This window comes from Pacificispira spongiicola, assembly GCF_012926505.1.
GTDB classification, from domain to species: domain Bacteria; phylum Pseudomonadota; class Alphaproteobacteria; order UBA8366; family Aestuariispiraceae; genus Pacificispira; species Pacificispira spongiicola.
In genome coordinates, this window is the sequence record NZ_JABBNT010000001.1 from 465,271 (window position 1) to 487,786 (window position 22,516).

A 22,516-nucleotide genomic window follows, 5' to 3' on the forward strand; every position below is an offset into this window, starting at 1 on the left:
TAAGGGGGATGGCATGAATCAACGCAGCAAACACGCGGTCACGGTCCTGCGCAGCATTTTAAGGGTCACCGCGTCCTATGACCGGCTGGTCACCCGCGATACCGGCTTGACGGTGTCGCAATTGCTTCTGCTGCGCATCCTGGAGGAAGAAGGCGAATGTCCCGCCGGGACGATTGCGTCCCGCATGGGGATATCCCAAGCGACGACGACCAGCCTGCTGCACAAGCTGGACCAGAAGGGGCTGGTACAACGGCGTCGCGGCGATATCGACAAACGCCAGGTGTGGCTGTCCCTGACAAACGACGGAGTCGACAAGCTGGCCAATGCGCCGGAAGGCCTGCAAACCAAATTCGGGGAACGGTTCGAGGCCCTGGCCGATTGGGAACAATCCATGCTGGTTGCGGGGTTGGAACGGGTCGCATCCCTGTTGGACGCGGAAAAACTCGACGCTTCCGCCGTTTTGACAGCCGAAGAAATGCTGCGCGTCCAAACCGAATCAGAGGCGAGTTAGGGTTTTACGGCAACGCCGCTCAGGAAAATATCGACTGCCGCCTCAAGACGCTTGGTCGATTCCTTTTTCTCGATGACGAGATCAATCGGGCTCAGCAGCTTCTCCAACGGGTTCATACAGACCATGTCCCCCAGTATCTCGGCCGCGAGATCCGGATCAGGCACATCGATCTCGCCCCGGCGCACGGCCTCCCGCAAGATGTCGGCGACATAGGCATCGCCTGCCGCCTTCCCTTCCCGCAGCAAGGCTTCCCCCAGTTCCGGGTGGCGCGGCGTTTCGATAATGATGGTACGCAGCAAGGCGAGCGGGACGCTCAAATCCAGCCCATGCTGTTGCGGTTCGAATACCCGCATCAACTGCTGACGAACCGGCAAGTCGTGCTCGCTGTCCTTCAAAGTCCGCAGAAAACTATTGCGTAAGCGGCGGATCACCCCTTCGAACAGGGCGATCCGACTATCGAAAACTTCATACAAGGTCCGCTTGGACATGCCCGCCGCATGGGCGATCGCGTCCATGCTTGCGCCCTTCGGGTCCTCGCTGAATAGGCGTTCCGCGGCGTCCAGGATACGGGCCTCCCTTTCCTCGCGGCTCAATTCCTGGGGGCGCCCCCGTCGGCGATCTTGGGAAGTGTCCTGAATCGTCGTCACGCAGATTTTTCTCATTCCCGGCGTTGTCCCGAACCCTATCTTGAACCAGTATTCCTGTTTGCATATTGCGCTGCATCAAAAGACTTGCGCCGCAACGCACTTCATATTAACAAAACGCTCCGGTTTCATAAAGTGAAGAAACCTACACCCTTCTTCGGATAGCCCGCAATGATCGACCTGCTGCAAACCCGTCGTGTCGCGACAGCCCTTTTCCTCATCGCACCGCTTTTCGCCCCTGCGGCGGCAAGCGACGCGCTGGCCCAGGCCGCCGGTGGAGAACCCCCGCCACAAGCCGTCACCGTCATGACCCTGAAAGCGCAGGAGGTCACCCTGACCGCGCGCCTACCGGGTCGTGTCGTCGCGTCAGGCGTGGCGGAAGTCCGTCCCCAGGTGAACGGCGTGATCCAAGAACGCCTGTTCGACGAAGGGGCGGCCGTGGACGTCGGCGATCCGCTCTATAAGATCGACGCCGCAACCTATGAGGCGCGCGTCGCCGCCGCCCAGGCGCAGGTCGCCGAAGCCGCCGCACGGTATACCGCGTCCCGCAAGGATGCCGAACGCGCCGCCGATCTGGTCCAGCGCAAGGTCGGCACGCAACAGGCGCTCGACGCCGCGATCTCGCAACGCGACGTCGATGCGGCGACGCTTCAGGTCGCGCGGGCCGAACTTAACACCGCCGAAATCGATCTCGCCCGCACGACGATCCGCGCCCAGCTGCGTGGAGTGGTCGGCCGCAGCCTGACGACCCAGGGCGCGCTCGTGACCTCCGGTCAAGCGGACCCGCTGGCCATCATCCGTGCCCTCGACCCGGTTTATGTCGATGTGACGCAATCCGCCGCCGAAATCCTGGCATGGCGGCGCGGCGACACCTTGGACAAAATTCAGGGTGCCGACACCTCCGTTTCTCTGCTGCTGGCGGATGGCGGCGCCTACCCCCAACGCGGGGAAGTGACCGCGGCGGAACCCTATGTCAACGAAACGACCGGGGTGGTGACGCTGCGCATGACCTTCGACAACCCGAACCAGACTCTGCTGCCCGGCATGTATGTTCAGGTCGATATGCCCCAGGGCGTGGTCCAGAACGCGATCCTGGCGCCGCAACAGGGCGTCATGCGCGACCGGCGCGGCAACCCGATCGCCTATGTCGTGAATGCCGACAACGTCGTGGAGGAACGGTCCCTGACCGTCCTGCAGGCGCGCGGCAACACCTGGATCGTCAGCGAAGGATTGCAGGACGGCGACCGCATCGTGATCGAAGGCTTCCAGAAGACCGGCCCCGGCGCGACCGTCACCCCGGAAGAAGGCCTGCCCGTCGGGGCCGCCCCGGAAACAAACTGACAATCTGGCGAACCGACGAGCGGACCACCCGAAGAAACGACCAGCGCGCGCCATACAAGACCTGCGCGCGCCACATGAAGGAACGCCATCATGGCACGCTTTTTCATCGACAGGCCTGTTTTTGCCTGGGTTATCTCCATCCTGATCATGGGGGTCGGGACGCTGGCGATCCTGACCCTTCCGATCGCCCAGTATCCGCAGATCGCCCCGCCGTCGGTGACGATCAGCGCGAACTATCCGGGGGCATCGGCGCAAACGGTCGCGAATACGGTAACGCAGATCATCGAACAGCAGATGACCGGCCTGGACGGGATGCGATACATCTCCTCCAGTTCCACGGCGTCCGGAAGCTCCGAAACGACGATCACCTTCAATACCGGTACGGATCCCGATATCGCGCAGGTCCAGGTTCAGAACAAGCTGGCCCAAGCAACCGCGCTATTGCCTGAAACCGTGCAGCGTCAGGGTATCACCGTGCGAAAATCCTCCGCCGGGTTCCTGATGGTGATCGGCCTGATTTCGCCCGACGGTTCCTATTCCCAGGCGGATTTGTCGGACTATCTCAGCTCGTCCATGGTCGACGAATACAGCCGTATCGAAGGCGTCGGCGAGGTTCGCGTCTTTGGGTCGAAATACGCCATGCGCATCTGGCTGGACCCGTCGAAACTGGCGGCGTTCAATCTGGGCCCGAGCGATATCGTAAAGGCAGTTTCCGCCGAAAACGCGCAGATTTCGTCCGGCGCTTTCGGCGCCCTGCCCGCGATCGAAGGCCAACAACTGAACGCCACCATTACCGCGCAATCGTTGCTGAGCACGCCGGAAGATTTCGAACAAATTGTCCTGCGCGCCGAAACCGATGGCGGTCTCGTCCTGCTGAAAGACGTCGCCCGCGTCGAAATTGGGGCGGAAACATATCAAACCATCGCCCGCTACAACCGTCAGCCGGCGGCAGGGCTCGCCATCCAGTTGGCCACCGGGGCGAACGCCCTGGACACGGCGGAACTGGTTCGCGCCAAGACCGAGGAATTCGCGCAATACTTCCCGGAAGGCATCGACTATGTCGTGCCTTACGACACGTCGCCTTTCGTCCGGATTTCGATTGAAGAAGTGGTGAAGACCCTGGGCGAGGCCATCGTCCTCGTCTTCCTGGTCATGTTCCTGTTCCTGCAGAACCTGCGCGCGACGCTGATCCCGACCTTTGCCGTGCCGGTGGTCCTGTTGGGCACTTTCGCGATCATCGCGGCGACGGGCGGGTCTATCAACACACTGTCCATGCTGGCCATGGTGTTGGCGATCGGGCTGCTGGTCGATGACGCCATCGTCGTCGTCGAAAACGTCGAACGCATCATGGAAGAAGAAGGCCTGGACCCGCGCGAGGCGACGCGGAAATCCATGGGTCAGATCACCGGCGCGCTTGTCGGGATTGCCCTGGTCCTGTCCGCCGTGTTCGTGCCCATGGCCTTCTTCGGCGGGTCGACGGGCGTTATTTACCGCCAGTTCTCCATCACCATCGTTTCCGCGATGGGGCTGTCGGTGCTGGTCGCCCTCACCCTGACCCCCGCGCTGTGCGCCACCCTGCTGAAAAAGTCGGATTCCCACGCGATCAAGCGGGGCCCTCTCGGCTGGTTCAACCGATTCTTCGGCTGGACCCAGAACGGCTACACAAAAAGCGTCGGCGGTATCATCCGTCGCCCCATCCGCATCGGCATGATCTATCTGCTGCTGGTCGGCGGCATGGGCTGGCTGTTCCTGAACACGCCGACAGGCTTCCTGCCCGAAGAAGACCAGGGCATCATGTTCACGCTCGCCGAAGCCCCGACCGGCGCCACGGCGGAACGGACGCTTCAAACCATGAAGAAGGTCGAGGATTACCTGCTGGATCAGGAATCCGAGATCGTCCCGTCCATGTTCGCGGTCGTCGGGTTCAGCTTCACCGGGTCCGGTCAGAACAAGGGTATCGGGTTCGTGCAGATGCGCGACTGGTCCGAACGTAAGGAGCCAGGCCAAAGCGTCCAGGCCCTCGCGGGCCGCAGCTTCGGCGCCTTCATGGGAATCCGGGACGCCTTTGTGTTCCCGGTCGTGCCCCCGACCGTTCTGGAGCTTGGGAATGTCAGCGGTTTCGACTTCTACCTTCAGGCGCGCGGCGGTCAGACGCAGGAACAACTGCTGCAAGCCCGCAACCAGTTGATGGGTATGATTTCGCAAAGCCCGCTGATCGGGAATATCCGGCCCAGCGGTTTGCAGGACGCGGCGCAGTATCGCCTCGACCTCGACTGGAAAGCCGCCGGGGCGATGGGCGTCAGTGCGGATAATGTCCGCGACGTTCTGAGTATCGCTTGGTCCGGTGACTATGTGAACGACTTCATCGACCGTGGCCGGATCAAACGCGTCTACGTTCAAGGTGAACCGAGCGCACGATCCAATCCCGAGGACATCGAACGGTGGCGGGTGAAGAACGCGAACGGCGACTTGGTGCCGTTCTCCAACTTCGCCAAGGGTTCCTGGCATTACGGCCCGCAAGGTCTGTACCGCTATAACGGCGTCCCGGCGATGCAGTTGCAGGGCGCGCCTGCACCCGGCGTGACGAGCGGCGAGGCCATGGCGGAGGTCGAACGCCTTGCCGCCAATCTGCCGGGCGGGTTCAACGTCGCCTGGACGGGTCTGTCCTATGAGGAACGCCAATCCGGCGATCAGGCGCCGCTGCTCTATGCCCTGTCGCTGGCGGCGGTGTTCCTGTGCCTCGCGGCGCTGTACGAAAGCTGGGCCATTCCCTTCGCGGTCATGCTGGCCATGCCGATCGGGGCACTGGGCGCGCTGATCGGGGCGTGGCTGGGCAGTTTCGACAACGGCGTGTTTTTCCAAGTCGGGTTGCTGACGGTTATCGGTCTGACCGGGAAAAACGCGATCATGATTGTCGAATTCGCCCGCGACCGGCATGTCGGCGGCGAACCGCTGTTCACGGCGGTGGTCCAGGCGGCACGGCAGCGTTTCCGGCCGATCATCATGACCTCCATGGCCTTTACGCTGGGTGTGCTGCCGCTGGTTCTCAGTTCCGGCGCGGGATCGGCGGGGCGTAATGCCATCGGCGCGGGTGTCATGGGGGGAACCCTGTCTGCAACGCTGCTGGGCGTCTTGTTCGTGCCGCTGTTCTTCGTCTTGGTCCGGCGCGTCCTGCCCGGTAAAGCGAAAGGCGTTCCGGTCGAATAACCACGACCGTACAACCTGATTTGGAAAGAGCGCGATCCCCCGGACGCGCTCTTTTCATTTTGCTTCCCGGCAGAGGACTCGGTAAGGTAATCGGAATTTGACAGCACACTGTCTAAGATGGCGCGCGGGCGCGAAACGGCGGCATTCGGGAGAGACGCATCATGAAACTTCACGGGTTTTTCAGAAGCACCGCGTCCTGGCGCGTTCGTATTGCCTGCGCGCTGAAAGGCGTCTCCCTGGATCATCAAAGCTATAAACTGCGCCGCGGCGACCAGCGCAGCGATGCCTATCTGGCACTGAACCCGCAGGGCCTCGTCCCGGCGCTGGAACTGGACGACGGTACCGTGCTGACGCAGTCGCTGGCCATCATCGAGTGGCTGGAAGAAACCATTCCGGAACCGCACCTGCTACCGTCCGATCCGATCGCCCGGGCAAAAGTGCGCGCCTTCGCGCTGGCCATCGCCGCCGATATCCATCCCGTGCAGAATCTGAAGGTTCTGTTCGCGCTGGCCGGTCACGGCCTGGATGAGGCCGCCGTAAACGGTTGGGCGGCGACGGTGATTACCGAAGGCCTGGGCGCCTGCGAAAAGCTGATCGCGGATCAGGACGGCCCGTATTGCTTCGGCGATACGGTCGGTCTCGCCGATATCTGCCTTGTGCCGCAGATCGGAAATGCAAAGCGTTTCGGTGTCGATCTGGCCGCCTTCCCGAAACTGATGGCCGTTGACGCCGCCTGCGCCCAATTGCCCGCCTTCGCCGATGCGGTCCCCGGCCGGCAGGCGGATGCCGAATAAGGCCGGAATCGGTTAAAGACAGTGACGGACCGACGGTTACGCGTGTAACTTGGCGGACTTCTGCCGTTACTGTCGACGCATCCTGACGGAAACCCGAATGGTCGCGTCCTTTCAAGCAGGGACTGACGACAAACGATGACGATGGACCGTATCCACAACAGACCGGGATACCTTTTACGGCGGGCGCAGCAGATTTCGGACGCCCTATTCTTCGACGAATGCAATTACCTGTCCGTCACCCCGGTCCAATACGCCGCCATGGTTTCGATTGAAGAAAACCCAGGCATCGACGCCACCCGGTTGTCCACCATGATCGCCTTCGACCGATCCACCCTGGGCGGCGTGATCGAACGGTTGGAAGCGAAAGACCTGATCCGGCGCGAACCCAGCGACAGCGACAAGCGGGCAAAACTGCTCTACATCACAGATGACGGGCGCCGAGCACTCCGTGAAATCGAACCGCATGTCGGCCGCGTTCAGGATCGCATCCTGGGGCCGCTGGAAAAGCCGGAACAAGAAATGTTGAAGCTGTTGCTCGGCAAGCTGATCGACCTGCACAGCGATACCCTGCCGCTGTCGCTCCAATTGTCCCCGTCGGCGAAACGTAAACGCGATCGGGCCGACTAATCCATCGATTCTTCAACTCAATTTAGTTAGTGTACATAATTGTTTTTGCTCCACTGAATGTCCTCGCCGGACAATCAAACGATCCTATCCGCCTCGACGCCACCACCCGACACCCCGGAAACTCAGCGGGTTTCTCTATAGTCTGCAAGATGTTCGCGACATAGCGCATTCATTCGCCCCCGGTCCGCCATGCAGATCGTTCGACAATTTTTTTGACAGTATGCATTCTTTTTCTATATAAAACTCGGTAATCAACAATCGGTTCTCGCCGGATGCGGCAGCCGGAAAATCAAGGCTTCATGGAGGAACGGAATGTCCGATCTCGGCACGATGGAAGAGCTTCCCCTCGCCTATCGGGAAAATCTCGCCAGCATCAATACCCTGCCGCTTTGGCCTCTGCTGCGCGGGTTCCTGCCCCATGGCAAACCGGAACGCCGGACCGCCCCGACCGTCTGGCGCTATAAGGATATCCGTCCGCTGCTTCTGCAAGCCGGTGATCTAACCCCCATCGAAAAGGCGGAACGCCGGGTCCTGATCCTGAACAATCCGGGCCTCGGGCCGGATGCGTCCCGCGCGACGGCGACCATCTATTGCGGTCTGCAATTGATCCTGCCGGGAGAGGTCGCGCCGAACCACCGCCACACGCCCAGCGCCACGCGTTTTGTTGTCGAAGGCGAAGGCGGCTTCACCGTCGTGAACGGCGAAAAGCTGCCGATGGAAAAGGGCGATTTGATCCTGACCCCGGCCGGCGAATGGCACGAACACGGCCATACCGGCGAGGGCCCTGTGATCTGGCTGGACGCGTTGGACCTGCCGATCCTGTACGATTTCGAAGTCTCCTACGCGATCGAGGGCGACTCCCAAGCGATCCGAAACCGCGCCGACGCGTCCCAGGCGGAATACCGCCGAGCCGGTTTGAAACCGTATCGCAACCTGGACACCAAGCCGTCGCCCTATCCGCTGATGCGTTTCCCATGGAAGGAAGTCCGCAGCGCCCTGCAGGATTTCGCCACGGTCTGCGACGGGCGGGAGGTCGTGCAGATGGCCTATGTGAACCCGGAAACCGGGCAGGAATGCCTGCCGACGCTGGGCTTCTCTGCCATCATGCTGCGCCCCGGCGAAACGGCCGCCCTGCCGCGCCGGTCGGCCTCCGCCGTACTGCATGTGGTGGAAGGCGAGGGCCAGGCGGATATCGACGGAACGGAACTGGATTGGGCGGAATCGGATTCCGTCGCCGTGCCGACCTATTCGGAAGTGAAACTCGCCAACCGGTCGGACAAGAAGCCGGCCTTCCTGTTCGTCATGGACGACGCCCCGATTCAACGAAAGCTCGGCTTCTACGAAGAGCTTCCGTCGCTTTAACAATCGATTTACCCAGTCTAACGAAAGGACCCGAGCCGATGGCCGACCTCGTCTTTGCCGCGCCCGAGACCCAGACCCTGCCGATCCAGGGCAGCGAAAAACGCGTGCCCGTGAACCGCATCTTCTGCGTCGGGCGGAACTACGAAGAACATGCCAAGGAAATGGGCGTCGAGGTCGACCGTCAGGCCGCCTTCTATTTCCTGAAAGGCAACTACGCGACGATCGAAAGCGGTGCGAAGATCGCCTATCCGCCGGGCACGTCCAACTATCATTATGAAATGGAACTGTCCGTCGTGATCGGCAAGCCCGCCTATCAGGTCGCGAAGGACAAGGCGAATGACGTCATCTTCGGATATGCCTGCAGCCTGGACATGACCCGCCGCGACCTGCAACTGGTGGCGCGCGAAAAGGGCCGTCCATGGGACCTGGGCAAGGATTTCGAACAGAGCGCCGTGTTCGGTGAGGTCGTCCCGGTGGAAAAGACCGGTATCCTGACCGAAGGCGCGATCGAACTGCGTCAGAACGGCGAAACCAAGCAGTCCGCCGACCTGTCCCAGCTTGTCTGGAAGATCGACGAGCTGATCTCGGATTTGAGCAAATATTACCACCTGCAGCCGGGCGACGTCATCATGACGGGCACGCCGGCCGGTGTCGGCCCGGTCAAATCGGGCGATGTGATTGAAGGCTCCGTCGCCGGTGTCGGCGATATCCGCCTGGAAATCGAATAACCCCTGAGACCTCTTGTCTCCCTCTAGACCCGGGTTCCCATGGCGCCTGCGCTTGGAACCCGGGCATTTTTTTGCCCACCGTCGATAGGCCCGGCGTCCCTTCGAGTCGACATCCCGCCCTTCCGGGGGTAACCGTTTCGGGATGAGCGACCTGACAGCCGGTTACAGAGTACGAGGCATCGGGCGGTTCTGGGGCATCGTCGCCCTGGCCGCGATCGTCAGCCTGTCGGCGCCGCTCTTCGTCGCCTCCCGCTCCTATTTCGAGGGTGAGGAACTGCAACGCGCGCAAAGCCGCGTCACCCTCTATCGCAGCACCCTGATCAACGCGCTGGAACGCTATCAGCATCTGCCCTTCGTGCTGGCCCGCGATCCGTTCGTCATTCGCGGCGCGGAAGGCGCCGACCGCGACGCCCTGAACCGGCGCCTCGCGTCCTTTTCGGCGGAGGCGGATTTGGATGCGATCTATCTGATGGACACGATCGGCCTGACGGTCGCCGCGTCCAACTACGATCAGGACCTGACCTTCCTCGGTCAGAACTACGGTTTCCGGCCGTATTTCCGTGCCGCCATGGTCGGGAACCGGGGGCAATTCTTCGGCATCGGCGTGACCACGTCGCGCCCCGGCTATTTTATTGCGGAACCGGTGCGGAACATCGGCGGCGAAATCGTCGGCGTTATCGCCTTGAAACTGGACTTGAGCGATCTGGAACGCGCGTGGTCGGACGGTGGGGAAACCGTCTTCGTGTCCAATCGGGACGGGATCGTTCTGTTGTCTTCCGATCCGACGCTCCGCTACCGCACATCCAGTCCGCTGACGGAAGCGCAAAGAGAAGCGATCGAAGCCCGCCGTCAATTCGGGACCGTCACGTTGGGCGAACTCGATTGGGCGGATTTGGGGTCGGATCGCGTGCGTTTGGATGGGATGTCCTACCTGCATGTGACCGCCGCAATCCCCGGTTCGGATTGGACCCTGCATTTCCTGTCGGAGGAAAGCGAGGTCCTCGCCCGCGCATGGCTGGCCGTCATCGGCGCGGCGATCCTCGGCGTTGTGATATCCGCCATCGCCCTATACGCGCGTATCCGGCAGGTTCGTCGCTCCCTGGCCGAATCCCAGGCGGCGCGACACGAATTGCAGGTCGCGAACCTGGACCTCGCCCGTGAGATCGAGGAACGCCGCGCCACCGAACGTCGCCTGGAGAAGGCACGGTCGGAACTGGCCCGCGCCAGTAAACTGGCGGCCTTGGGCCAACTGGCGGCGTCGGTCACCCATGAATTGGGACAACCGATTTCCGCGATGAAGAACTATCTGGCGGCGGCGGAACTGGACGAAGGGCAAGGCGATAGCGGGGAGACCCTGACCCGTCTGTCCGGCATCGTCGGCCGCATGGAACGTTTGACTCAGCAATTGCGTTTCTTCGCCAGACCGGGCGGGGAAACCTTCGGGCCGGTGGATCTGGTCGACGTGTGGCGGGAAGCGTTTTCCCTGATCGAACCCGATATCGATGCCGCCGGAATTTCGGTAACCGCCGACCTACCCGACCGCCCCGTCATTGTACGCGGCGACCGCCTGCGCCTGGAACAGGTGGTCGTCAATCTGTGCCGAAACGCGATTCTTGCCATGCGTGGCGCACCGCGCCGGACCTTGAGCGTATGCGTCGACGCCCAAGGTGCGGTTGCGCGGTTTACCATCACCGATACCGGACCGGGGCTGGGCGGCAAGAAACTCGAAACGCTTCAGGAACCCTTCGTTACGACACGCGCCAGCGGGGAAGGCATGGGCCTCGGCCTTGCGATATCCGCCGAGATCGTGAAAGAGCATGACGGCACACTGTCCGCCCACGACGTGGACGAGAGTGCAGGTGGGGGCGGGGCCGTGTTCATCGTCACCCTGCCCTCGATCGACGAGGAGAAACGCGGTCCATGAGCACCACGGATGCGACGAAGGAAATTGTCGGTCATCATCGAATCATCGTCATCGACGACGACCGGGAAATGCGGGATTCGCTGTCGCATCTGCTGGCAAAGGCAGGCTGGCGGGTGGAAGCCCTGACCGACGCCAGCGAGGCGGAGGCCCGCATGGCCGCCTTCCAGCCGGACGTTGTCCTGTCGGATGTGCGCATGCCCGGCCTGTCGGGCTTGGACCTGCTGCGCAGCCTCGCCGGGACCGCTGCGCCGCCGGTCGTCCTGATATCCGCCCACGGCGATATCCCGATGGCGGTGGAGGCCATGCGCGACGGGGCCTATAGCTTCCTGGAAAAGCCCTTCGACCCGAGACGGCTGTTGACCGCGCTGCGTCACGCGGCGGAGCAATATCGCCTGCGTCAGGACACGACCCGTTTGCGGGCGCGGCTGGCGCATCTGAGCGATCTGGACCGCGTGTTGCTGGGCGATTCCAAATCGATCCAGGATCTGCGCGCCGATATCCTGGACCTCAGCGAGACCGCGGCGACGGTGATGCTGTTGGGGGAAACCGGTACGGGCAAGGAACTGGTCGCCCGCGCCCTGCATGATTTGAGCCCCCGCGCCGCCGGTCCCTTCATCGCGCTGAACTGCGCCGCGATATCCGAAGGACGGTTCGAGGAAATGATGTTCGGCCAGTCCGAGGGCCATCCGGGCACCCTGGCCGGCGCGGATGGCGGGACCCTGTTCCTGGACGAGATCGGCACCTGCCCCCTGCCCGCGCAGGCAAAACTGCTGCGCGCCATCGAAACGCGGGAATTCCTGCCCGTCGGCGCGACGGTGCCCATGCAGTCTGATTTCCGGATCGTATCGGCGTCGAACGAGCGCTTGGATTCCGCCGTGGCGGACGGCAAGTTCCGCGAGGACTTGCTCTATCGTCTGAATACAGTGGTGCTGTCGCTGCCGCCCTTGCGCGACCGCCGCGATGATATCCCGCTTCTGTATCAGCATTTCGCCGCCGAATATGCGGCCCTGTTCGAAATCGACCCGCCGGAATTGTCGCCCGAAGACATGGCTTCCTTGTTGTCCCACGATTGGCCCGGCAATGTGCGGGAACTGCGTCATGTCGCCGAACGCCGTGTCCTTGCCGCCCGGCGCGGGCGCGGATCGGTCGCGGGCGCGATCTCCCTGGATGGCGACAGCGTGGAGGTACCAGAAACCCTGCGGGAGGCGGTCGCGTCCTTTGAACGTCAATTGATCGCCAAGGCCATTCAGACCCATAAGGGCCGCATGGACGACGCCGCCGAGGCGCTGGGAATCGGACGGCGGACTCTGAACGAGAAAATTGTTAAGCTGGGCCTGAACAAAGCGGAACTGATTTAGCCCTGCGGAAATCCGCAGAGTCAAAACCGCCCCCCGGCGGATTTCTTCATGGTTCGCCGAAACCGTCGTCAGTATGGTTTCGATAAGAAAAGTTCCAAAATCGGTATCTGTATCTCTAGAGGGAGGATCTCATGAAATCCAAGATGATGGGCGTCGCCGTGTCGGCGCTGATGATTACCGCATTCACCGGCGAGGCCCTGGCCACGGAATGGAACGTGTCCCTGTGGGGCAAGCGCCGCGCCTTCACCGAAAACGTCGAAAAGATCGCCGAACTGGTGAAGGAAAAGACCAACGGCGAATTCACGCTGAATCTGTCCTATGGCGGTCTGGCGAAGAACAAGGAAAACCTGGACGGCATTTCCATCGGCGCTTTCGAAATGGCGCAGTTCTGCGCCGGTTATCACGCCGATAAAAACCCGTCCCTGACGGTTCTGGAACTGCCCTTCCTGGGTGTCGGCAGCCTGGAACAGGAAATTCAGGTGTCGCAGACGCTGTACGCCCATCCGGCGGTGGTCGCCGATCTGGCGCGTTGGAACGCCACGTTGCTGATGCCGACCCCGATGCCGCAGTACAATATCGTCGGCAGCGGCGACGCGCCGAAGAAACTGGCGGATTTCGCGGGCATGACCGTCCGCGCGACCGGTGGGATCGGTGAGGCGATGGAAGCCCTGGGCGCCGTCCCGACTTCCATGACCGCCAGCGAAGTGCGTCAGGCCATGGATAGCGGCGTCATCAAGGCCGCGTCCTTCGCGCCGCATGCCCATATGGCCTTCGGTACCGTCGAAAACGCCACCTGGTGGACGACCAACCTGAACCCCGGCACGGTCAATTGCCCGGTCGTCGTGAACACCGACGCGCTGAACGCCCTGTCGGATTCGGAACGCGAGGCGCTGTTGGGCTCCGTCGACGAAGCGCTGGCCTTCTATGTTCAGAACTACAACGAAAAGACCATGGTGAAGTGGTATCCGCTTCTGGAAGAAAAAGGCATCGAGCAGATCACCTACGATCCGGCCGCCATTGCCGATCTGAAGGAAAAAGTCGCCGGTCCGGCCGCCAAGGCCTGGATCGAGGAAAATGCGGCGCGCGGTCTGCCCGCCCAAGAGCTTTACGACCTGGTCGTAAGCACCGTCGCCGGTAGCTAAGGCGAACCCCGACTTGGCGCCGGTTCCGCAAGGGGCCGGCGCCGTTCTTCTTTTATAAGCGGAGCGCGCCATGGCCGGCCATGCGTCCATCCTGTCCGACGACAGTCTGATCAGTCGAATCGACAGAACTTTCTTCAAGCTGGAAACCTTCCTGGCCCTGATCGGTGGATTGGCGGTCTTTTCGCTGATGCTGCTGGCGGTCGCCAGTGTCGGGGGACGGAATTTCTTCAACCAGCCCCTGCCCGGCTATGTCGATTGGATCGAACAGTTCATGCCGTTGATCGCCTTTGTCGGCGTCGCCTATTGCCAGCGGTTGGGTGGGCATATCCGCATGGACATCGTCGTCAGCCGCCTGAAAGGGCGCGGGCTCTGGGCCGCCGAATTCGTTTCGACCATGCTGATGCTGATCATCATGATCCTGCTGGTCTGGGGAAGCTGGGCGCATTTCGAACGGTCTTTCGATTTCAATGCGCCGCTATGGAGCCGCGATTCCAGTCTGGATATCCGGTTGCCGCTGTGGCCGGCGAAGCTTCTGGCGCCTTTTGCCTTTTCCATCCTGTGCGTGCGGCTGACCCTGCATGCCTGGGGCTATGGTCGTGCCTTCCTGCGCGGCGATGCGGAACCGGTCGCGGTGCCGCTGGTCGAGGATGCGGCAACCCAAGCCGCGCACGAGGCAGAAGCCGTGTCGGGCTTCGAAGAAGAAATCAGCGCTGCGGGAACGGATAAGTCCAATGGATAGTATCGAAATCGGCCTGTTCGTTACCGGCGGTCTGCTGGTCATGGTGTTGATCGGCGTGCGCGTGGCCTTTGCCGCCGCCATCGCCGGTCTGGTCGGCCTCGTCTGGATTTTCTGGGCGAAGAAAGGCTACGATGCCAGCGCCTTTTTCTGGGCCCTGTCGGTCGCGGTGAAAACCGCCGGACAGGTGCCGCATTCCAAGGTCGCGTCCCAGGCGCTGTCCCTGATTCCGGCCTTCATTCTGATCGGCTATCTGGCCTATTACGCCGGTCTGACAAAGGCCCTGTTCGAAGCGGCCAAACGCTGGGTCGGCTGGCTGCCGGGCGGGCTGGGCGTGTCCACGGTTTTCGCAACCGCCGGGTTCGCCGCCGTGTCCGGCGCATCCGTTGCGACATCCGCCGTGTTCGCGCGCATCGCCATCCCGGAAATGCTGGCCATCGGCTATGACAAGAAGTTCGCGGCGGGCGTCGTCGCCTGCGCCGGAACGCTGGCCTCCCTGATCCCGCCGTCGGCGATCCTGGTCATCTATGCCATCATCGTGGAACAGGATGTCGGATCGCTGCTGCTGGCGGGTTTCCTGCCGGGTGCGTTCTCCGCCGTCATCTACGCCATGCTCGTCATCGGACTGGCCGTGACCTTCAAGAAGCTGGGGCCGCCGGTCACCGGCTTCACCTGGAAGGAACGTTTCGCCTCCCTGCCCGGCGCATCGCCGATCTTCATGGTCGTCGCGATCATCATTCTGTTCATCTACAACCCGTTCGGCGGCGATGCCTGGGGCACCCCGACCGAAGGCGGCGCGATCGGCGCCTTCCTGATCTTCCTGATCGCCTTGGCGCGGGGCATGCGCTGGCCGCAGTTCAAGGATTCCCTGCTGGAAACCGCAAAACTGTCGGTCATGATCTTCACGATCATCTGGGGCGTTCTGATCTATGTCCGCTTCCTGGGTTTCGCGGACCTGCCGGGGACTTTCGCGGATTGGATTTCATCCCTGCATCAAAGCCCGATGCTGACCCTCGTCCTGATCCTACTGGCCTATGCGGTCCTGGGCATGTTCATGGACGCGATCGGGATGTTGCTGTTGACCCTTCCGGTCGTCTTCCCGGCGATTATCGCCCTGAACGGCGGCGAGGGCGTGTCGGCGGCGGACAGCGCCTTCGGCATGGATTCGGTCAGTTGCGCGATCTGGTTCGGCATCATCGTCGTGAAGATGGCGGAACTTTGTTTGATCACGCCCCCCATCGGATTGAACTGCTTCGTGGTCGCGGGCGTGCGTCCGGATATCTCCGTTCAGGAAGTCTTCCGGGGGGCCTTCCCGTTCTTCATCGCGGATGCGCTGACCATCGCGGGTCTGATCGCCTTCCCCGCGATCACGCTCTATCTACCGGGATTGTTACTGGGGAACTGACTGCGGTTCAGGCGGGGATGGCGTCCAGCGGGACGACGTCCACCGCCTGTTCGCTGCTCTGATCGCCATAGGTCCGCATCACGCCCTTCACCGGCGATACGTCCGAATAGTCCCGGCCACGGGCGACGACGATATGGTCCTGGCCGACCGTCAGCGCATTGGTTGGGTCGTATTCGACCCAGCCGGTTTCCTGACCGCACCAGACCCGGACCCAGGCATGCATCGCATCGGCGCCCTCCAGCCGCTGCTTACCTTCCGGCGGTATCGTGCGCAGGAAGCCGCTGGTATAAGCGGCGGGAATACCGATCCCACGCAGGGCCGATATCATGATATGGCTAAAATCCTGACACACCCCGTGGCGGCGTTGGAAAGCCTCCGTCGGCGGCGTGTCGACCGTCGTCGCCCCCGCATCGAACCGCATTTCCCGATGCAACTGCCGTCCGACCGTCTCCGCAATTTCCCGAACCGTCTTATTGGGATCCGCCAAGGCGCGGGCAAAGGCCGTGATGTCGGGGTCGATCGGTACGCGCGGTGACGCGCCCAGGAAATGATGCGGCGCCCAGGGCGACAGATCGCGAATGTCGGACAGCTCTCGCGGCATGCCGGACAGGGGCGGCGACATATCCAGACGCGGCGGGGTCGCCAACCGCTCGACCCGCGCTTCCACCCGGAATTCGATCTTCTCATGCGCGCTGCGATAGCCGACCTCGGTCGTCCCGTTGCCGAAGAAGTCGATCCTGTCGGTGCGTTCCTCCGGCCTAGGAGTCGGGGTCAGCACGCCGACGATTACCCGTTGTTCCCCCGGTAGATCGGCGGGCATCAAACGCAAGAGATGGCGCCCGGCATCGGTCGGGTAATCGTAGCTATAGGTGATGCGTACCCCGATGTCGTACAGCATGGCCGCCTACTTGAAATAAGAGCCGGTGACGGTATTCGAAACGTCCGCGATTTCGCCCCACAGGGACAAAAGCCTGTCCGTGTCCAAATCGCCGGGCCTCAACACCGTCACCGCCGTATGAACCTTCAGGATCGCGCGCGACAGATCAGACAGTTGGCCGTTGATTTCCGATCCGGGAAGTTCGGCGACAAGGTCCTTCACGACCTCCAACTGATACAGGACCGAGCGCGGGTTCTTGGCGTCCAGGGCCAAAAGGTCGATCACCGTATCGCGGTTGGTCGACACGCTGTAACGGCGGCGATGGGAAATGACGCTGTCGCCTACTTCCACGGCAAGGTCCATCGACCCTTCCGGCGCCGCCGGGTCGGCGAAGCGTGCCAGAATGGAGGTCATCGCCATCGCGCGCTCCAGCGCCCGCCCGGTGCTGAGGAACCGCCATCCCATGAAACGGTACATATTTTCGTGGACGAGGCCGTAGAACCCGCTGATCTTGCGCAGCAGGATTCCCATCGCCTCCGCGACCTCATCGCCGGATATCGCGGGCCCCGATGCCAGCGAGGCGGAAAGACTGTCCGCCGTGTCTTTCAGGTCTTCCAGCGCCGCCCAGCCGTCGACGGAAAACCGATCGCGCACGCGACTGGCGCTGACTACCGCCGAGTCCAGGGTGTTGCGCAGACCGTCCGGCACCCCGACGGCAGGATCGATTTCCAACAGTTCCAACTGATCCGCAATCGTCCGCACCAGCGGCGCATCCGCCCGCGGATTTTCCAGAGTGCGGATATGATAGGCGCGCAGCAGCCGCATGACGCCTTCCGCGCGCTCGACATACCGGCCCATCCAATACAGGTTGTCCGCAGACCGGCTGGGCAGGATACCCGGCTGACTGCGCGTGAAGGTCTGATCCGGCGGGGTCAGGGTCGTGTCGCGATCAACCCGATTGTCACTGTGAATCCAGACATCGGCGACGGACCCCCCTTGCTGCAACGCGATCGCCGTCGCATCCACCGACCGGCCGATGCGGGCATAGCCGCCATGCATGACCTCCCATCCGGTTTCCGTCCGGACCATGAAGACACGCAGGCTCATCGGGCGCGGCATCAACCGACCGTCGACGAAGACAGGCGTGGTCGACAGTTTGACCGCCTCCTGCCCCACCATGCCCCTGCCCAGCGCAGCGAAGGCTGCATCGTCGAGTGCGCCCGGATCGATCGTCTGCCCCCCGGCAACGATGGGTTCGTCCGCCTCGAACAGCGGGCGTGTGGAAAAGGCGGGGCCGATGCTCATCCGCTCGAACTGACTGCGCACATGCGCGCGTTCGGCATCGTGTCCGCACCACCAGGTCGCAATGTTCGGCAGGCGGAGCGATTCACCGCGCAGCGCCTGACAGATGCGCGGCAGGAAGGCCAGGAAGGCACGGGTCTGCAAAACGCCGCTGCCCAGCGCATTGACGAGGCTGACATTGCCCTGCCGAACCGCGCCGACAAGGCCGGGCGTGCCCAATCGGGACGTGTCGTTCAGTTCCAACGGATCGGCATAGGCCGCGTCCAGACGCCGCCACAACACGCTGACCGGTTTCAATCCCGCCACTGTACGAACCATGACCTGCCCGCGTTCGACGGTCAGGTCCTCGCCTTCCAGCAGCATGAAGCCCAGATACCGGGCGATATAGGCGTGTTCGTAATAGACGTCGTTCAACAGGCCCGGCGTCAGGATCGCGACGCGCCCATCGGCATCCCCGCGCAGGCCCAACAACGCCCCCCGGAAAGTTCGGAAGAAGCTCGCGAGGCGATGGATATTGGCGTCGGCGAAGAAGTCGGAAAAGACGCGCCGCGTCGCCACCCGGTTTTCCAAGGCGAAGCCCAGACCGGACGGCGCCTGGGTACGGTCGCCCAGCACCCACCAATTGCCGTCCGGCCCACGCCCCAGATCGAAAGCCAGATAATGCAGGAAATGGCCGGATCGCGGCTGCACGCCGATCAGAGGTCTCAGCCATTCGGGATTTTCCGCCACCAGCGCCGCCGGTAGATGGCCATCCGCCACCAATCGGGCGGGGCCGTAAAGGTCCGCCACGACGGCTTCCAACAATTCCGCGCGCTGCTTCAACCCGTCGGCAATTTCCGAGAATTCGGAATCGTGCAACACGACCGGCATATGGCTCAACGGCCAATCCCGCTCTGACGGTCCGGACGGATCATATTGCCGGAAGAACACCCCCGCATCGCGGAGATACTGATCCCCGCGCGCGAAACGGCGAGACAAGTCTTCCGGCGTCAGGCGGGAAATGTGATCGACGAAGGGCCGCCAGGACGGTCGGACCGCGCCCGACGCATCGATCAGCTCGTCGGACACGCCGGGGATCGTCGAATAGTCACTGATCGGATCACGGATCGGCATGGACGGCGCGGTTTGTTGGGGGGACATGATTAACGCGCCGCGCCGCGCCGGAGGTCCAGCGTCATCGGGAATTCACGATGCGGCATGACCGCGATCGGCTCATAATCGCCCGGCGTATGGCCGTGCGCTTCGAACCGAGCCAGCCGCCGTGCTTCGGCCTCGTTGGCATTGACCGGGAAGGTATCGTAATTCCGCCCGCCCGGATGCGCGACATGATAGACGCAGCCGCCGAGGGCATGGCCGGTCCAACTGTCGAAGATATCGATGGTCAGCGGCGCATGAACCGGCACGACCGGATGCAGCGCCATGGCCGGTTGCCACGCCTTGAAGCGAATGCCGCCGACCGACACGCCGCCGGTCCCCGTGCCGCGCAACGGCACCTTGTGCTGATTGCAGGCCACGATATAGCGGTCGGGATCGGCGGTGGTCAGCTTCACCTGCAACCGTTCCGTCGAACTGTCGGTATAGCGTGCGGTCCCGCCGATCGCGCCGGTTTCTCCCAGGACGTGCCAGGGTTCCAGCGCCTGTCGCAGTTCCAGATGAACGCCTTCGTATTCGACCTCCCCGCAGAAGGGGAAGCGGAATTCCGCCTGCGCCTCGAACCATTCCGGGCGGAAGTCGAAACCGTGCCGGGACAGGTCCGCCAGCACGCCCAGGAAATCCTCCCAGACATAATGCGGCAGCATGAAACGGTCATGCAAAACCGTACCCCAGCGGGTGAACTCCCCGTCAATCGGATCGTTCCATAGACGCGCGATCAAGGCCCGGATCAGCAATTGCTGCGCCAGGCTCATCCGCGCATCCGGCGGCATTTCGAAACCGCGGAATTCCACCAGACCCAGCCGCCCGGTCGGCCCGTCCGGCGAATACAGCTTATCGATACAGATTTCCGACCGGTGCGTGTTGCCCGTCACATCGACCAGCAGGTTGCGCAGCAGGCGGTCGACCAGCCAAGGCATCGGTGCATCGCCTGTCCCCGGTTTAGGTATCTGGGACAGCGCGATTTCCAATTCGTACAGACCGTCGTGCCGGGCCTCGTCCACGCGCGGCGCCTGACTGGTCGGACCGATGAACAGGCCGGAAAACAGATAGGACAGGCTGGGATGCCGCTGCCAATACAGCACCATGCTTTTCAGCAGATCGGGCCGTCGCAGGAACGGGCTGTCTAGGGTCGTTGCCCCGCCGACCACGACATGGTTGCCGCCGCCGGTCCCGGTATGCTTGCCGTCGATCATGAACTTGTCGGCGCCCAAACGGCACAGACGCGCCTCCTCGTAAACGCCCTGGGTCGTCGCGACGCATTCGTCCCAGCTTGCCGCCGGATGGATGTTCACCTCGATCACGCCGGGGTCCGGCGCCACGCGGATGACGTTCAGACGCGGATCGTTGGGCGGGGAATAGCCTTCGATATGGACGGGAACGCCCATCTTCTTCGCCGCCGCTTCCGCCGCGGCGACAAGGTCCAGATAGTCTTCCACCCGTTCGACCGGCGGCATGAAGATGCACAACCGCCCGTCACGCAACTCGACGGATAGCGCGGTCCGGACAGCCCCGTCCAGATCCTTGCTCAATTCCTGTTCGACCCGTTCCTGGGCCGACCCGCCCTCGGTGAAATGGGCGGCCTGCTGAACGCGACCCTGTGCTTCGTCCGCCGCTGCTTCGGGCGCCGCCGCCCCTGCATAATCCGGCAGGGGTCCGCGCTCCTCGGTCGGATCGGCGGGGTAGATATAGGGATAGCTGGACTCCGGCACATGGGGTAGCGCCCCCAACGGCAGTCGATAACCGACCGGACTGTCGCCGGGAACCAGGAAAACATGCTTGCGGCGCAGTTTCCATTTTTCCGACCGCCAGCGCGGGCCGCTCGCCTTCGACTGCCAGCGCTGAATGGGCAGGACATAGCCCGTCGGTTCCGTCAGCCCCCGTTCGAACACCGCCGTCATGCGGTGGCGTTCCTCGGGGTCTTTCAGCTTCGAATTTTCCGGGGTCACGTTTTCGGGAAGATTGCCTTCCTTCAACACCCATTCCGCCGGATCCTCATAGGCCGGCATGACCATATCGGCCCCGACCTCCAATTCCTCCGCCATATATTGCAACAGCGTTCCGGCGTCTTCCGGCTTGGCCTCGGTCTTGCCGGTTTCCTCCGCAATCAGATCCGCGTCGCGCCAGATCGGTTTGCCGTCGCGCCGCCAATACAGTGCGAACGTCCAACGCGGCAGCGTTTCGCCCGGATACCACTTGCCCTGCCCGTAATGCAGGAACCCGCCCGGCGCGAAGCGGTCGCGCAGCCGCCGGATCAGTTTATCCGCGAGCCCGCGCTTCATCGGCCCGACCGCGGCGGTATTCCATTCCGGCGTTTCGAAATCGTCGATCGACACGAAGGTCGGTTCCCCGCCCATGGTCAGGCGGACATCGCCGTCCGTCAGCGCCGCATCGACCTTATGCCCCAGCGCGTCCAGCGCGGCCCAGGATTCATCGGAAAACGGTTTGGTGATGCGCGGATGTTCGGCCACGCGGTTGATCGTCATCTCGAAGCCGAAATCGACATCGGCATAACTTGCCAGCCCGGTGATCGGCGCGGCGTTCTTGTAATGCGGCGTCGCCGCCAGCGGGATATGGCTTTCCCCGGTCAGCAGACCCGATGTCGGATCCAGTCCGACCCAGCCCGCGCCGGGCAGATAGACTTCCGCCCAGGCATGCAGGTCGGTGAAATCGTGATCCGTCCCCGCCGGTCCGTCCAGCGAGACCAGATCGGGTTTCAACTGGATCAGGTAACCGGAGACAAAGCGTGCCGCGAACCCGAAATGGCGCAGCGCCTGCACCAGAAGCCAGCTCGAATCCCGGCAGGACCCGGTGCCGCGTTCGAAGGTTTCCTCCGGCGTCTGCACGCCGGGTTCCATGCGGATGACATAGCCGACGGATTTCTGCACCAAGGCATTCAGGTTGACGACGAAATCGACGGACCGAACCCTTTCCCGGGGGACGGAGGCCAGGAAGTCCTGAAACCGGGGACCGACCGGATCAGCTCGCTTATAAATTTCCAGATCGCCGCGCAGGTCTTCGGAATACTCGAAGGGCCATTCCTCGGCCTCTTCCTCCACGAAGAAATCAAAGGGATTGTAGATCGACATATCGGCGACGAGGTCGACCTCGATCTTCAACTCCCGCACCGGCTCCGGAAAGACGAACCGGGTCATCCAGTTCCCGTAAGGGTCCTGCTGGTGATTTTCGAAGTGATTGGACGGACTGATCTTCAGCGAATGGGAAATGACGCGCGTGCGCGAATGCGGGGCAGGCCGAAGCCGAATAATCTGCGGCGACAGCGTGACCGGTCGATCATACTTGTAGTGGGTAAGATGATAGATGGACGCTTTGATCGACATCGCTTCGGTTGGAACACCTTTTTCCGGGTCGGCCAAGGTCTCACGGTTTGCGGCGATGCACAATA

The 22,516-nt window shown here is 62.5% G+C and carries 16 protein-coding genes; 12 read left to right on the forward strand and 4 right to left on the reverse strand.

Annotation, left to right across the window (positions count from 1 at the left end; all coding sequences use genetic code 11):
• Nucleotides 1-13 precede the first annotated feature (13 nt).
• Complete coding sequence (locus tag HH303_RS02220) at nt 14-511, forward strand: MarR family winged helix-turn-helix transcriptional regulator (protein WP_169623567.1); 498 nt, start codon at nt 14-16, stop codon at nt 509-511.
• Here the strand turns inward: HH303_RS02220 and HH303_RS02225 are convergent.
• Complete coding sequence (locus HH303_RS02225) at nt 508-1,173, reverse strand: TetR/AcrR family transcriptional regulator (RefSeq protein WP_169623568.1); 666 nt, start codon at nt 1,171-1,173, stop codon at nt 508-510. The genes HH303_RS02220 and HH303_RS02225 overlap by 4 nt on opposite strands.
• Nucleotides 1,174-1,326: 153 nt before the next feature.
• Between HH303_RS02225 and HH303_RS02230 the strand changes: the two genes are divergently transcribed.
• The 11 genes from HH303_RS02230 to HH303_RS02280 all read left to right on the forward strand — a co-directional run bounded on the left by HH303_RS02230 (nt 1,327) and on the right by HH303_RS02280 (nt 15,779).
• On the forward strand, nt 1,327-2,496 hold the full coding sequence (locus HH303_RS02230; RefSeq protein WP_169623569.1) for an efflux RND transporter periplasmic adaptor subunit: 1,170 nt from the start codon (nt 1,327-1,329) through the stop codon (nt 2,494-2,496).
• 90 nt (nt 2,497-2,586) lie between these two features.
• The gene (locus tag HH303_RS02235) at nt 2,587-5,703 is read left to right on the forward strand and encodes an efflux RND transporter permease subunit (RefSeq protein ID WP_169623570.1); all 3,117 of its coding nucleotides are present in this window, start codon (nt 2,587-2,589) and stop codon (nt 5,701-5,703) included.
• 161 nt (nt 5,704-5,864) lie between these two features.
• A complete protein-coding gene (gene maiA, locus HH303_RS02240) occupies nt 5,865-6,497 on the forward strand; it encodes a maleylacetoacetate isomerase (RefSeq protein WP_169623571.1) in 633 nt (210 codons plus the stop codon).
• A 135-nt stretch (nt 6,498-6,632) separates the two neighbouring features.
• Nucleotides 6,633-7,124 (forward strand): MarR family winged helix-turn-helix transcriptional regulator, encoded by a 492-nt coding sequence (locus HH303_RS02245; RefSeq protein ID WP_227421471.1) that lies wholly within the window; start codon nt 6,633-6,635, stop codon nt 7,122-7,124.
• A 312-nt stretch (nt 7,125-7,436) separates the two neighbouring features.
• Nucleotides 7,437-8,486 carry a cupin domain-containing protein gene (locus HH303_RS02250; protein ID WP_169623572.1) on the forward strand — a complete coding sequence of 350 codons (1,050 nt, stop codon included), beginning with the start codon at nt 7,437-7,439 and terminating at the stop codon, nt 8,484-8,486.
• Nucleotides 8,487-8,524: 38 nt separating this feature from the next.
• Nucleotides 8,525-9,214, forward strand: coding sequence for a fumarylacetoacetate hydrolase family protein (locus tag HH303_RS02255; RefSeq protein ID WP_169623573.1), 690 nt, complete (start codon nt 8,525-8,527; stop codon nt 9,212-9,214).
• Between the two features lie 142 nt (nt 9,215-9,356).
• The gene (locus HH303_RS02260) at nt 9,357-11,138 is read left to right on the forward strand and encodes a sensor histidine kinase (protein ID WP_169623574.1); all 1,782 of its coding nucleotides are present in this window, start codon (nt 9,357-9,359) and stop codon (nt 11,136-11,138) included.
• A complete protein-coding gene (locus tag HH303_RS02265) occupies nt 11,135-12,496 on the forward strand; it encodes a sigma-54-dependent transcriptional regulator (RefSeq protein WP_169623575.1) in 1,362 nt (453 codons plus the stop codon). Before HH303_RS02260 ends, HH303_RS02265 begins: the two co-directional genes overlap by 4 nt.
• A gap of 131 nt (nt 12,497-12,627) precedes the next feature.
• A complete protein-coding gene (locus tag HH303_RS02270; protein ID WP_169623576.1) occupies nt 12,628-13,638 on the forward strand; it encodes a C4-dicarboxylate TRAP transporter substrate-binding protein in 1,011 nt (336 codons plus the stop codon).
• A gap of 70 nt (nt 13,639-13,708) precedes the next feature.
• A complete protein-coding gene (locus tag HH303_RS02275) occupies nt 13,709-14,377 on the forward strand; it encodes a TRAP transporter small permease subunit (protein ID WP_169623577.1) in 669 nt (222 codons plus the stop codon).
• Nucleotides 14,370-15,779, forward strand: coding sequence for a TRAP transporter large permease (locus HH303_RS02280; protein WP_169623578.1), 1,410 nt, complete (start codon nt 14,370-14,372; stop codon nt 15,777-15,779). Before HH303_RS02275 ends, HH303_RS02280 begins: the two co-directional genes overlap by 8 nt.
• 7 nt (nt 15,780-15,786) lie before the next feature.
• Here the strand turns inward: HH303_RS02280 and HH303_RS02285 are convergent, their stop codons facing one another.
• From HH303_RS02285 to HH303_RS02295, 3 genes are read right to left on the reverse strand one after another with little or no spacing between them, the layout of a single operon-like run.
• On the reverse strand, nt 15,787-16,677 hold the full coding sequence (locus HH303_RS02285; RefSeq protein ID WP_169623579.1) for a transglutaminase family protein: 891 nt from the start codon (nt 16,675-16,677) through the stop codon (nt 15,787-15,789).
• Between the two features lie 6 nt (nt 16,678-16,683).
• A complete protein-coding gene (locus HH303_RS02290; protein WP_227421472.1) occupies nt 16,684-19,098 on the reverse strand; it encodes a circularly permuted type 2 ATP-grasp protein in 2,415 nt (804 codons plus the stop codon).
• 2 nt (nt 19,099-19,100) lie between these two features.
• Complete coding sequence (locus HH303_RS02295) at nt 19,101-22,514, reverse strand: transglutaminase family protein (protein WP_319637283.1); 3,414 nt, start codon at nt 22,512-22,514, stop codon at nt 19,101-19,103.
• Nucleotides 22,515-22,516 lie beyond the last annotated feature (2 nt).